The following is a 13,388-nucleotide window of genomic DNA, read 5'->3' as shown; positions in this document are numbered from 1 at the left end:
TTTATTTAGCACATTGGTTTACTGATATTTACAAACTGAAATAATTTTAATTATTTTTCCTCCAGCTGAAGCTGGAGGCTATTTAATAGAACAATAACTCTGTTTTAGTATAGCTAACACTCAGATAAATTTATCCTGTTTTGAAAATTTTATTGCGTTTTGTTGATAAACATGCTTTCCACAAGCTGAAACCGGAAGCAATTAATCGCATAACATTATAAATAAACCCAAAAACTCACTCTAATAACCCTGATAGGAATGGCATCCTTTTCTTTTTTAACCAAAAAAAAGAAAAGATACAATGGATAGCAGGAACCAAAACATAATAAATAATAACTGATGAGCTGTTTCTAATCGAAACGAATAGCTTTAACAGGTGAAATTTTTGTAATGATGTAAGAAGGAATTAATAATACCAGGAAACAAATTAATATTGTTCCAAGATTAAGTACTATTATATGTATAGGATTAATATCGACAGGTGCGAAATCTACATAATAGTTTTCTGGATTTAGTTTTATTAATCCAAAGTATTTTTGAATTAACAATAATCCTATTGCAATTGTGTTACCTATTAATAGACCTCTTATAATAAGGTAAGATGCATTGTATAAAAATATTTTTCGGATGTTCCAATTGTTTGCTCCGAGTGCTTTTAGAATTCCTATCATTTGGGTTCTTTCTAAAATCAAGACCAACAAAGCTACTATCATGTTAATTGTTGCAACGATTATCATTACAATTAATATAATTACAATATTGAAATCAAATAACTTTAGCCATTCGAAAATACTATAATATTTTTCTTCTATGGTTGTACTATTATAGGTAGGAGGAATTTCTTTATAAATTTCTTCTCCTTTTTGTTTAATTTGAGTGAAATCATCAATAAAAACTTCGAATGCTCCAACCTGATCGTCTTCCCATTTATTGATTTTTTGGACATGACGAATGTCTCCTATTATATAGGAAGCATCAAATTCTTGAAAACCCGAATTATAAATGCCCACAATTTTAAAAACACGTAAATTAGGTTTATTGCCAGATTCTTTTAAGAAATAGGTTTTGAATTTATCTCCTAATTTTAGATTTAACCTTTTTGCTATATATTGAGAAATTAATACCTCTTCATTTAAGTCTGATTTTAAATTTGGCATTTTACCTTCAACCAAATATTCCTTTAGGTTTTTGAAATTATAATCTTTACCTGCTCCTTTAAATATAATTCCTTCAAAAGATTCTTCTGTATGAATAATTCCTGCCTTACTTGCTGTTGCTTGAATATGACTTATGCCTGAAATGTTTTTAAAATTTGGATAAAAATCTTGATTAATTGATATAGGTTCTTTTGTGACTTCCGATTGATTGTCATCATAATTGGAAATTATAACATGACCATTAAAAGCTGCTACTTTTTCTCGAATCTTATTTTGAAGTCCAATTCCGGTTGCCACAGAAACTATCATCATAATTATACCAATTGCTATAGCTGTGATGGCAATTTTTATAATTGGTGAAGAAATACTACTTTTATAACTTTTAGTAGTTATTAGTCTTTTTGAAATAAAATACTCTAAATTCAATTTTGGCTTTACTTTTGATTTCAAAAATACATCTTAAACACGAAATACACTAATAAAATTATTACACCTATATATAATGAGATATTTTACTTTAATTTTTTGCTTCTTATCTGTTGTTTCTTCTTGTGGAAATTCTATTAAAAGTGTAGAAACCAAAGAAACTAAAAAAGAAAAAACTTTTGTTTCGAAAAAATCGAAAGTAGTAACTAGTAAAAAAATAGTCGAAATTAAAATTGAAGCAGACACAGTTTTTAAAACTGGTGCTGATGATTGGAGAACTTATCTACCTGTATTAAAAAAATACAATGCTATTGGTATAGTTGGTAATCAATCGAGTTTGGTTAATTACAATCCTAATTTAGTAAATGATAAAGAATATTACACAAAAACAACAACGGACACGATGCACTTAGTTGACTGGTTGATTGAATCAAAAGTAAAAGTATCCAAAATATTTGCTCCAGAACATGGTTTTAGAGGCAAAGCTGATGCTGGTGAATTAATTGTTGACGGAAAAGATACAAAGACAGGCTTACCAATAATATCTTTATATGGAAACAACAAAAAACCAAAACCTGAACAATTAGAAGGAATTGACGTTATGGTTTTTGATTTACAAGATGTAGGTGCACGTTTTTACACTTATATATCTTCACTTCATTATGTAATGGAAGCTTGTGCTGAAAATAATATTCCTTTAATTATTTTAGACAGACCAAATCCAAATGGAGGAATTGTTGATGGTCCAATTTTAGAGAAAGAATATACTAGTTTTGTAGGTATGCATCAAATTCCGATTTTACATGGAATGACTATTGGTGAATATGCTAGGATGATAAATGATGAAAAATGGTTAATAAATGGTATGCAATGTGATTTGAAAATTGTAAAGTGTTTGAATTATGAACATGACATGAAATACGATTTACCCGTAAAACCTTCTCCAAATTTACCAAATGCAAAATCAATAAATTTATATGCAAGTTTATGTTTGTTTGAAGGAACAAATGTAAGTGTAGGAAGAGGAACTGAGCAGCAATTTCAAATTTATGGCTCTCCTTTTTTACCAGAAAGCGATTTTAGCTTTACTCCAATGCCAAATGAAGGTGCTAAAGACCCTTTATATAATGGTACTTTATGTTATGGTGAAGATTTATCAAAAACTAAAAGAGTAAAAGAACTAGAGTTAAAATGGTTGTTGAAAGCTTATGAAGAAACACAAGATAAATCTAAATTCTTTAATTCGTTTTTTATTAAACTAGCAGGAACCAAAAAATTACAAGAGCAAATTGAAGCAGGGTTTTCTGAAAAAGAGATTCGAAAAACCTGGAAAAGCGATTTGATTGAGTTTAAAGCAATGCGTGAAAAATATTTACTCTACAAGGATTAAATTTCAACTACAATATCTGGGTTAATTTTTAATAATTCGTCTATAAATTCTTTTTTATTTTTTGGCGAAATTAAAACTTCATCATATTTGTTGTACACAATTGCAATTCTATCTAAAGATAATGCTGGTGAACTTAAAGGATTTCTAGTTTTATAAATTTTTCTAATGGTTTGAATTTCTACTTTTATCCACCATATTTTTAAAATTTTTCCAACAATTACATATTTTATTTTTGAAAACATTATTCCAATCAAGCCCAAAATAGCTAGCATTGTATAAGACAAAGCATATTGTTTAGAAAGTATGCCATCAATAATTGGATAAGCAAAAACAATAATAATTATTCCTACAAGCCACCAATCTATTTTTGATTTGAATGTTTTCATTTTATAAAGGTAATTTCTCTTTCATCTTTTCCACAATATTATAAGCTGCAGGACAAATTGGAATATTCTTTAAGGTTAAATCTGTAATTTGATTGAACTTTTTTCTATCTGTGTGAGGAAATTCGCGACAAGCTTTTGGACGAACATCATAAATAAAACAAGTATTATCAGAATCTAAAAAATGACAAGGAACACTTTGCAACACATAATCATCATCTTCATCTACTTTTAGATATTGCTCAATAAATTGTTGTGGTTTTTGTTTTAAATGCTTTGAAATTCTTTCAATATCAGCTGATGTAAATAAAGGCCCTGTAGTTTTGCAACAATTGGCACAATCTAAACAATTGGTTTTCTTAAATTCTGCATCATGTAAATCTTGCATTACATAATCTAAATTTTTCGGAGTCTTCTTTTTTAACTTAACAAAATACTTTTTGGTTTCGATATGTGTATCTTTGGCAAGTTTTGCGAGTTCATTTAAATTTGTTTTCAATTTCAAGTTTAATTACAATTAGAAGTTCAATTACAAAGTTAAACAACTCTAAACTATTAAAGTCAAAAACTAATAAACATTTTAAATGAAAGACCTTTTTGGAAAAGCCATCTTAGATTATCAAACCAATAATTCTCCCGAAGATTTGATTACAGAAACTTCAATTTCTGACGCTGATGAAATGAGTGTTGCTTATCTTTTTAGGAATTATAATGAAATGCCAGTAATAGAACAAAAAGCATTACAATTAGTAAAAGGTAAAGTTTTAGATGTTGGTTGTGGCTCAGGAAGCCATGCCCTTTATTTAGAAGAGAAAGGTTTTGATGTAACAGCTATTGATATTTCTGAAAACGCTATTAAAGCTAGCCAACTTCGTGGTTTGAAAAAAACAAAAGTTGAAAATATTTTAGATATTGATGCTAATGAAAAATTCGATACTATTATACTTTTGATGAATGGAACTGGTATTTTTGAAACCTTAGAGAATTGTTCGAAATATCTTTTGAAGTTAAAATCGCTTTTAAATGAAAACGGACAGATTTTAATTGACAGTTCAGATATAATTTACATGTTTGATGAAGATGAAGATGGCGGAAGATGGATTCCAAGTGATGGTTATTATGGAGAATTGACTTTTACTGTTAAATATAAAGGAGAAACGGAAGAAATTTTTCCTTGGCTATATTTGGATTACAATACGCTTCAAAATGCTTGTTTTGATAATGGTTTAAAATGCGAACTACTATTAGAAGGAGAACATTTTGACTATTTGGCTAAACTATCAAAATAAATTCCAATAAAAAAATTCCAAATTCCAGCTAAATAGAGATTGGAATTTGGAATTTTAAATATTGACTGTTTACATATTTATTTCAAATAGTATTCCAAAATAAATTTATGGAATATTTAAGTATTTATGTGTTTGTAAAGAAACTCTCCATTTAGGGTTATTCATAACATAATCCACTATTAAAGGAGTCATTTCCTCTTTTTTACTCCATTCTGGTTGTAAAAACAATATTGCGTTTGGATTCACTTTTGCAGCTTGTTCTTCAGCAAATTGAAAATCGTGCTTATTGTAAATAATAACTTTAAGTTCATTAGCGATTGCATAAGCATCAGCTACTGGTAATTTATTTTTCTTTGGTGAAAGGCAAAACCAATCCCATTTTCCTGAAACTGGATAAGCTCCAGAAGTTTCAATATGAACGTTTAAATTTTGATTTTTTAATCTTGACGTTAAAACAGACATATCCCACATTAAAGGTTCTCCACCAGTAACGACAACTGTTTCTGCGTATTTTTTAGCATTTTCTACAATAACGTCTGTATTTGTTGGAGGATGTAAAGCTGCATTCCAACTTTCTTTTACATCACACCAATGACATCCCACATCACAACCACCAATTCTTATAAAATAAGCAGCTGTTCCAGTATGAAAACCTTCTCCTTGAATAGTGTAAAACTCTTCCATTAACGGAAGCATTTCTCCTTTATTGACTGCTATTTGTGTTTCTTTATCTAACATTTTCTTTTAAAATAGTCAGCAAAGATAAGGATTAGTGATCAGTAAATAGTAATTAGTGAATAGTAATTGGTGGATTTTTACTATTTTTGAAATAATATATTGCTTTATGAAAAGAATAAAATTTACAGGATTAGGTTTTAAAAAAAACCTTGACACTGTAATTGTCATTATTGGAATTATTTGCTTAATAATTGGATTGATTGCTGGTTTTGGATATATAGACAACCGATACATGGGATTAGGTGGGTTGTCTACAATTTTTACTTTATATCCTCAATATAAGAGCCTTTTTTATAAAAATCATTTCATTTGGAATAAAAAAGGAGGAAATATCAAAATTAATTCTAAAAGTAAAAATATTATTTTTTCTGAATTAGATTCTTTTGAGTTTAGTGAAAGTCAATTAATAATTGCAAAGAAGAACAAAACACAACTTGACTTTTCTTTAAATGACATTAATCATGAAGACATTAGAAAATTAAAAGAAATAATAGCAAAATACATTAAAAACAAATGAAAAAATATTTTATACAAAAAGAACCTTTTGTTGTTCCAACGACTGATGGAAAATTAATTGAAGAACATCACGGAATTCCAACTACTGGAAATAAAGATATTTCAATTGCTCATATGGTTGCACCACCAAAATGGTCAGAGCCTTTTCAAACTCCAGAATTTGAAGAATATACTTATGTGATTTCTGGAAAAAAACAATTCATTATTGAAGATGAAGTTATTGTTTTAGAAGCTGGTCAATCTATAAAAATTGAAGCAAATACTCGTGTTCAATATTCAAATCCGTTTGATGAACCTTGTGATTATATTTCAATTTGTAAACCTGCTTTTGATTTTAACAAAGTGCATCGAGAAGAAGAGTAACCTACCTAATTAATGAAAAATGTCCTTTAATTGGTTCTCCCTGTTTTCGCTCAATTGAAAACCAATAATCCGTTGCTGGTAAAATTTGGTTTCCAAAAGTACCATTCCAACTTCCATTAGCATTTGAAATATTGTAAAGTAATTTTCCATATCTATCAAAAATATAGATTGCTTTAACTTCGTTTTTAGGATCATAAATTTTCCATACGTCATTAAATCCATCGCCATTTGGTGTGAAAAACTTAGGCGTTACAATTTGACGGTTTTGAATTTTAAAACTTTCTTGAGAACAACTTCCAATTGGATTTCCTACAGAATTATAAGGTGTAATTGTTACATAAATTGTTGCATCATCTGGAAAATCGTTTGTTGGATTGTAAAATGTTGTATTTCCAACATCAACCATATTCGCAATTTCGTTTCCGTTTGGAGAAATTCCAATTGAAATGAAATATCCAGTTGCATTAGAAATGAAATTCCAAGAAAGTGAAGTGTCAATTTCAACTTCTGAACTTCCGTTTTTAGGCAAAATTAAAGAAGTACATAAAGGAACAACAATTTCAGTTTTAAATCTTTCGATAGAACAACTTACTGAATTTCCTGCAGAGTTATAGGACGTGATTTTTACATAAATAAAAACATCGTCAGGAAAATTGTTTGTTGGATTAAAGGTTAAAACATTTCCAACATCAATCATGTTTGTAATATTGTTAGCTGATGAATTTGTTCCGTAAGAAATAAAGTAACCTGTTGCGTTTGAAACTGCATTCCAAGAAATAGTACTAGAAATTGAAACACCAATTGTATTATTTAATGGTAAAGTCAAATTCGTACAAACTGGAATTACAACTTCAGTTTCAAAACTTTCTTCTGAACAACCAATAGCATTTCCTGCTGAATTATGTGGAATAATTGTTACATAAATTAAAGTTTCATCTGGAAAATTGTTTGTAGGATTGTACGTTAATACATTTCCAACATCAATCATGTTTGCAATATTATTTCCTTGTGTGTTTGTTCCATAAGAAATAAAATATCCTGTTGCGTTTGAAATTGCATTCCAAGAAATAGTACTTGAAATTGAAACATCAGTTGCATTATTTAATGGCGAAGTTAAGGATGTACAAACTGGAATTACAACTTCAGTTTCAAAACTTTCTATAGTACAACCAATTGCATTTCCTGCTGAATTATAGGGAATTATTGAAACATTGATAGTAGTTTCATCTGGGAAATTGTTTGTTGGGTTATATGTTAGAACATTTCCAACATCAATCATATTTATAATGTTGTTTCCTGCAACATTTGTTCCGTAAGAAATAAAATAACCAGTAGCATTTGAAATTCCATTCCAAGAAATATTACTTGAAATTGAAACATTAGTTGCGTTATTTAATGGTGAAGTCAATGATGTACAAATTGGAATTATAACTTCAGTTTCAAAATTTGCAATTGAGCAACCAACTGCGTTTCCTGCTGAATTGTATGGAATTATTGAAACATAAATTAAAGTTTCATCTGGAAAATTGTTTGTAGGATTGTACGTTAATACATTTCCAACATCAATCATGTTTGCAATATTATTTCCTTGTGTGTTTGTTCCATAAGAAATAAAATATCCTGTTGCGTTTGAAATTGCATTCCAAGAAATAGTACTTGAAATTGAAACATCAGTTGCATTATTTAATGGCGAAGTTAAGGATGTACAAACTGGAATTACAACTTCAGTTTCAAAACTTTCTATAGTACAACCAATTGCATTTCCTGCTGAATTATAGGGAATTATTGAAACATTGATAGTAGTTTCATCTGGGAAATTGTTTGTTGGGTTATATGTTAGAACATTTCCAACATCAATCATATTTATAATGTTGTTTCCTGCAACATTTGTTCCGTAAGAAATAAAATAACCAGTAGCATTTGAAATTCCATTCCAAGAAATATTACTTGAAATTGAAACATTAGTTGCGTTATTTAATGGTGAAGTCAATGATGTACAAATTGGAATTATAACTTCAGTTTCAAAATTTGCAATTGAGCAACCAACTGCGTTTCCTGCTGAATTGTATGGAATTATTGAAACATAAATTAAAGTTTCATCTGGAAAATTGTTTGTTGGGTTGAAAGTCAATACATTTCCAACATCAATCATGTTTGCAATATTATTTCCTACTATGTTTGTTCCGTAAGAAATAAAATATCCTGTAGCGTTTGAAACTGCATTCCAAGAGATATTGCTTGAAATTGAAATATTAGTTGCATTATTTAATGGAGAAGTTAAGGATGTACAAACTGGAATTACAACTTCAGTTTCAAAATATTCTAAATTACATCCAACTGAATTTCCTGCGGAATTGTAAGGTGTAATTACCACATAAATTGTAGTTTCATCTGGAAAATCAGTTGGTGGATTATAAGTTAATACATTTCCAACATCAACCATGTTTTCTATATTATTGGCTGCGTTGTTTGTTCCATACGAAATAAAATATCCTGTAGCATCTGCAACAGCATTCCAAGAAAAATTACTTGAAACAGACACATTTGACGCAGTGTTTATAGGTGAAATTAACGTTGTACAAAGTGGTAATGAAACATTTGAATAAGTTGTAAAACTTTCTTCTAAACAACCAGCAGCATTTCCTAAATTATTATATGGGATAATAGTTACATAAATCTGAACTCCTCCTGGTAAATCATTTATTGGGTTATAAGTTGTAACATTTCCAACATCTAGCATATTTACTATTTCCGTTCCTCCTGATGTAGTTCCAATTGAAATAAAATAACCTGTTGCATTTATCGAAGGAATCCATGTAATATTTGCATCTACAGGAACATCTGTTGCTGATAATGTTGGAAATGATAACGTTGTACAATCTGGTAAAACTGTAACAGCACTTGTAGTAAAACTCTCAGAAGTACAAACTAAAGTTGCACCTGTTTGAAAATAAGGAGTTATTGTCACATAAATTAAAGTGTTTGGTGGAAAATTTGTTCCTAAATTATATGTGGTGACATCACCAACATCGATATTATTTGCAATACTTGTTCCTCCTGGTGTTGTTCCAATACTCACAAAATATCCACATGCACCTGGATTTCCATTCCAAGAAATTCCACCATTAATTGGAACATTTGTTGCTCCATTGGCTGGTGAATTTAAAGTAACGCAAGAAGATGTATAATTAACATTTAAAGTGATGTCGTTTCTAACCAATAGTAAATTTTTACCAGATGTTCCTGGAGCATTTGCATTATCAAAAGGCACTAAATCACTTCTAATTTCACTATGGTAGACTCCAATATCGCAAGAATTTACATTGTTAATTACATAATTTGGAGAATCTGGAGCTCCTGGAATTTGAACTCCATCTTTAAACCAAACATAATGATTTTGTGCACCACTTACAACTGTAGTTAATGTTATAGCATCACCAGCATTTGCGTTTATAGTATCTATTGTGTTGACTTTTGCTTGAGGTGCGTACCAATAATTTGACATTACAGGACTAGTAAAAGTTGTAGGAACGTAAGTATTTGTCGCAACAACATAATCGTCATGTTGATTTTCAAAATGACCAAATTCAAAATTATTATTGTGAAAGTAAAAATTAAAACGTCTTGTCCAACGAACTGGTATTCCAGTACCTAAACTAAATAAAGAGTGAAAATCAGGCATGTTTCCTGATAATTGGTTAAAACTTACATTAAACGTATAGCCAATGATACCTTGATCATATCCTATATCATTTTGACGTACTGTAAAAAACTGATCTAATATTGAAGTACCAGTAAATAAATTATTATTAAGCAATAAGTTTCGAAGTGTTATATTTTGTAAAATATTTAAAGATTCAATTTGATTGAACGATGCATTTAGACTTACTAAGGAAGTATTTTGTGTTAAATCCAAACCCGTTGTGTTAAATAAATTGTAACTAATGTCAACAGAATTTAATAATATATTTGGAGTAATATCTAGATTAGGCAATAAATTATTATTAACAGTCAATGTTTCAAGTGCCGTATTTTGATTCAAATTTAATGTTGGCAAAAGATTTCTATTAGCATTCAAGTTTTCTAAAAGAATATTTTGTGTAAGATTTAAGTTGGTTAATTGATTGTTTGACACATTCATGTCTTCCAAAATAGTATTTTGAGTAACATCAATAACTGTCATATAGTTATTTGAAGTATTTAATTTTTTCAATAATAGATTTTGAGAAATATCAATATTTAAAGGAATATTAACACTTTTACTAGTAATAGATAAATCATCTAATTCAGAAGCGTTTGCAAAAGAAACGTTATCTATTAAATGACTCGAAATTCTTATTGTTTTTAAAGTTGTTGTAACAGGTAATGAGAGTGTTTGCGTATTTGTAGATTGCATTGATAGAAACTCAAGTGCTAATTGGGTTGAAAAATTAGCATTAACAATATTTCCACCTTGAAAAGAAGCAGATTGCAACGTATTTTGATTTGTAGGTAATACAACACTAATGGCAAACGAGTTATTAAAATTAGTACTTAAACTCAAATTTTCTAAGTTATCATAACCCGAAAAATCTACTGTAATATTGGCAAACATTAACAAATAAACATACTCTACCGTATTTGTAACTGGAAAAATTACATTTTGTAAAGAATAAAAAGCATATATATGAATATATTCTAATTGTATATTGTTTGACAAATCAATCAGCGTAATTGGCCCTGATGAACCAGAACCAGGTGCCCTCATGTCTAATTTCTTAAGATTAAGATTATTAGACAGGTCAATACTAGCTAATGCTAAGTTGTTATTAAAAACTAGTTCTTCTAAATTGACAAGTGTATTTGTTGGAATTGTAGCAAATTGATTACTTCCTAAATTTAAGGTCACCACATTTACAAATGCTTGCAATCCGGTTAAATCTGTAATAGTATTTCCCGTAAGAGTTAACGTAGTTACAGCTTGTGCATCTACATTTAAGATATTCCCATTTAATCCATTAGTATCATGCCCTAACGAAATTAATTGCTGTTCAAAATTTGCATCGGGAATTGCTGTTGTTTGCGCGTTTACAAAAACAGAAAATGTAATAAAAAAGTAAAATAAAATTTCTTTAAAACTCATATTGAATGTGTTATAATTCAAAAATAAAGAATTCAATTTTAAAATCAACTATTACTCGTTTAAAAGTGCTAAAATTCGTTGTTCTACGGGTTCAGTTTCCCAAATCTGTTCTATACTTTCCATAGTCAAAATTTCTTGCATGATTTCGTTTTGTCTATCACCAATAGCTAGAGCTTCAGCATAAGGTTGATGGCTAAAAGTAACACGACTATATAAAGGAGTCCATTTGTCTGGATGTTTTTCTGAAAACCACTTTTCAATTTTCTTTTGTAATAGGAAATTTGGATCAGCCGTTTTTGTACTCATTTCCATGAAATTTCTATAAGATAATTCGGCAATGGCATCAGCATTTGGTTTGCGCGAGTTTTCATATTCAGTAAAAATTGTTTGCCAATCATCACCGTATTTTTCCATCAATTCATTTAGAATTGTAATATCTTCAAAACCGGCATTCATTCCGTGACCATAAAAAGGAACAATTGCGTGACAAGCATCACCAATTAAAGCAACTTTATCATTATGTGTCCAAGGAAAACATTTCATAGTCACCAAATAACTCTTTGGGTTCTTAAAGAAATCTTTAACCAAATCTGGAATAACTTCTGTCGTTGAAGGGAAATATTTTGCAAAGAAATCAACTAATTTTTTCTCATCTTCTAATTGTGCAAATGAATTTTCTCCTTCAAAAGGCATAAACAATGTACAAGTGAAACTTCCGTCTAAATTTGGCAAAGCAATCAACATAAAATTTCCTCTTGGCCAAATGTGTAAAGAGTTTTTATCTAATTTATGTGTTCCATCTTCATTTGCTGGAATATTTAATTCTTTATAACCAATTTCAAGAAATTCTTGCGAATAATTGAACATGCTTTGACGTTGCATTCTATGTCGAACTCTAGAAAAAGCTCCATCAGAACCAAAAACCATGTCGTATTTATGTTCCGTCCATTCACCTCTTTCGTCTTCACCAATATGAAGAATAGCTTCAGATAAAGAAACGTCCCAAACTTTTTGTTCAAAGAAAAACTCAACACCTTCAACTTCGGCTAAGTCAATCATTTTTCGATTTAAAACACCACGAGAAAGAGAAAAAATAGCTTCACCATCTTTTCCGTATTTTTGATAATTTAGCGATTGATCCATATTATGAATTGCACGTTTATCCATTGGAATTCCAATTTTGCGAATATCATCAGCAATTCCGATATTTTCTAATGCTCTCCAACCACGATTTGACATGGCAAGATTAATACTTCTTCCAGAAAATTGAATATTTCTAATATCTGGACTTCTATCGTAAACATGAACAATATGACCTGCTTTTTTTAAATATATAGCTAATAATGAACCTACTAAACCTGCTCCAACTACTGCAATTTTTTTTGGTGTTTGCATTCTAACTTGTTTTGTTTGGTATTTCTACCTTAATATGTCCCCAATTTTCTCCTGTTTTAATTCTATGTAATTGCATTTCAGAAATTCCGAATTCTTTTGCAATTAAACGCAGTCTTGTTTTTCTATTTGGGTCTAAAATTCTTCGTTTTAACCGTATAACTTCTGTTGAAGTTAATTTTGCTCCATCACGTTTGATGTTGAATTCTCTAAATTTCTTCTTAGCTTCAATGACCGCTGGACTTTTCTTTCCGTGAGCTATCATTTCATCATAAGTTGCCCATTTTAAATTATTTAAATGGTTGTCTAATTTATTGTAATTTAAGTGCAAAACATGGGTTTGTTCTTCACTTGTTTTTGGAATAAATAATTCTGCAATTACTTTATGAATCGCATAATGGTGATAATTCATCACATTGTTTTCAAGTCTTTTATATCTCAAAAATTGAAATCCTTCTGTTATAGAGCCTTTTAAATCTCTACCGTTTTCAATTGTATCGGTAAAACTTCTAAATCCACCATAGTTTGACACTGCATATCTTGTTTCTCTTTGTCCAGCAATTTCAAATTCTTTCCATTCTTCACTAAACCTTTTGAAATTTTCCATTTTGA

Annotated in this window: 11 protein-coding genes; 4 read left to right on the top strand and 7 right to left on the bottom strand. The window is 29.5% G+C overall.

Annotated elements, in window-relative coordinates:
• Positions 1 to 350: 350 nt before the first annotated feature.
• Positions 351 to 1,583: an FtsX-like permease family protein gene (locus AAC008_RS04610; protein ID WP_339887710.1), complete on the bottom strand. Its 1,233-nt coding sequence runs from the start codon at positions 1,581 to 1,583 to the stop codon at positions 351 to 353.
• Positions 1,584 to 1,659: 76 nt separating this feature from the next.
• On the opposite strand from AAC008_RS04610, the gene AAC008_RS04605 reads away from it, so the two are divergent.
• Positions 1,660 to 2,973: a DUF1343 domain-containing protein gene (locus AAC008_RS04605; protein WP_339887701.1), complete on the top strand. Its 1,314-nt coding sequence runs from the start codon at positions 1,660 to 1,662 to the stop codon at positions 2,971 to 2,973.
• Here AAC008_RS04605 and AAC008_RS04600 read toward each other — a convergent pair.
• Positions 2,970 to 3,359 (bottom strand): PH domain-containing protein, encoded by a 390-nt coding sequence (locus tag AAC008_RS04600; protein ID WP_339887700.1) that lies wholly within the window; start codon positions 3,357 to 3,359, stop codon positions 2,970 to 2,972. The genes AAC008_RS04605 and AAC008_RS04600 overlap by 4 nt on opposite strands.
• A 1-nt stretch (position 3,360) precedes the next feature.
• Positions 3,361 to 3,855: a YkgJ family cysteine cluster protein gene (locus AAC008_RS04595; protein WP_339887698.1), complete on the bottom strand. Its 495-nt coding sequence runs from the start codon at positions 3,853 to 3,855 to the stop codon at positions 3,361 to 3,363.
• Between the two features lie 85 nt (positions 3,856 to 3,940).
• Between AAC008_RS04595 and AAC008_RS04590 the strand changes: the two genes are divergently transcribed.
• Entirely contained in the window at positions 3,941 to 4,645 is a 705-nt protein-coding gene (locus AAC008_RS04590; RefSeq protein WP_339887696.1) for a methyltransferase domain-containing protein, read from the top strand.
• Positions 4,646 to 4,750: 105 nt separating this feature from the next.
• Here the strand turns inward: AAC008_RS04590 and AAC008_RS04585 are convergent, their stop codons facing one another.
• Positions 4,751 to 5,383: a 7-carboxy-7-deazaguanine synthase QueE gene (locus tag AAC008_RS04585; RefSeq protein WP_339887695.1), complete on the bottom strand. Its 633-nt coding sequence runs from the start codon at positions 5,381 to 5,383 to the stop codon at positions 4,751 to 4,753.
• Positions 5,384 to 5,489: 106 nt separating this feature from the next.
• On the opposite strand from AAC008_RS04585, the gene AAC008_RS04580 reads away from it, so the two are divergent.
• Entirely contained in the window at positions 5,490 to 5,900 is a 411-nt protein-coding gene (locus AAC008_RS04580; protein WP_339887694.1) for a hypothetical protein, read from the top strand.
• Positions 5,897 to 6,262, top strand: a complete 366-nt coding sequence (locus AAC008_RS04575) for a cupin domain-containing protein (RefSeq protein ID WP_339887693.1) — start codon at positions 5,897 to 5,899, stop codon at positions 6,260 to 6,262. The genes AAC008_RS04580 and AAC008_RS04575 overlap by 4 nt, the downstream gene beginning before the upstream one ends.
• Before the next feature lies 1 nt (position 6,263).
• Here the strand turns inward: AAC008_RS04575 and AAC008_RS04570 are convergent, their stop codons facing one another.
• From AAC008_RS04570 to AAC008_RS04560, 3 genes are read right to left on the bottom strand one after another with little or no spacing between them, the layout of a single operon-like run.
• On the bottom strand, positions 6,264 to 11,384 hold the full coding sequence (locus AAC008_RS04570) for a T9SS type B sorting domain-containing protein (protein WP_339887692.1): 5,121 nt from the start codon (positions 11,382 to 11,384) through the stop codon (positions 6,264 to 6,266).
• 51 nt (positions 11,385 to 11,435) lie between these two features.
• Positions 11,436 to 12,779, bottom strand: coding sequence for an NAD(P)/FAD-dependent oxidoreductase (locus tag AAC008_RS04565; protein WP_339887691.1), 1,344 nt, complete (start codon positions 12,777 to 12,779; stop codon positions 11,436 to 11,438).
• A 1-nt stretch (position 12,780) separates the two neighbouring features.
• Positions 12,781 to 13,383 (bottom strand): NUMOD4 domain-containing protein, encoded by a 603-nt coding sequence (locus AAC008_RS04560; RefSeq protein WP_339887689.1) that lies wholly within the window; start codon positions 13,381 to 13,383, stop codon positions 12,781 to 12,783.
• Between the last annotated feature and the right edge of the window lie 5 nt (positions 13,384 to 13,388).

Origin of the sequence: uncultured Flavobacterium sp. (assembly GCF_963975515.1) — a bacterium.
GTDB lineage: Bacteria > Bacteroidota > Bacteroidia > Flavobacteriales > Flavobacteriaceae > Flavobacterium.
Note: the sequence above shows the minus strand (reverse complement) of the source record. Positions and strands in the feature narration are given on the sequence as shown.

Excerpts from the sequence above, each read along its gene's own strand:
- AAC008_RS04605 (WP_339887701.1), top strand. The coding sequence starts at position 1,660 with ATGAGATATTTTACTTTAATTTTTTGCTTCTTATCTGTTGTTTCTTCT.
- AAC008_RS04600 (WP_339887700.1), bottom strand. The coding sequence starts at position 3,359 with ATGAAAACATTCAAATCAAAAATAGATTGGTGGCTTGTAGGAATAATT.
- AAC008_RS04590 (WP_339887696.1), top strand. The coding sequence starts at position 3,941 with ATGAAAGACCTTTTTGGAAAAGCCATCTTAGATTATCAAACCAATAAT.
- AAC008_RS04585 (WP_339887695.1), bottom strand. The coding sequence starts at position 5,383 with ATGTTAGATAAAGAAACACAAATAGCAGTCAATAAAGGAGAAATGCTT.
- AAC008_RS04580 (WP_339887694.1), top strand. The coding sequence starts at position 5,490 with ATGAAAAGAATAAAATTTACAGGATTAGGTTTTAAAAAAAACCTTGAC.
- AAC008_RS04575 (WP_339887693.1), top strand. The coding sequence starts at position 5,897 with ATGAAAAAATATTTTATACAAAAAGAACCTTTTGTTGTTCCAACGACT.
- AAC008_RS04570 (WP_339887692.1), bottom strand. The coding sequence starts at position 11,384 with ATGAGTTTTAAAGAAATTTTATTTTACTTTTTTATTACATTTTCTGTT.
- AAC008_RS04565 (WP_339887691.1), bottom strand. The coding sequence starts at position 12,779 with ATGCAAACACCAAAAAAAATTGCAGTAGTTGGAGCAGGTTTAGTAGGT.
- AAC008_RS04560 (WP_339887689.1), bottom strand. The coding sequence starts at position 13,383 with ATGGAAAATTTCAAAAGGTTTAGTGAAGAATGGAAAGAATTTGAAATT.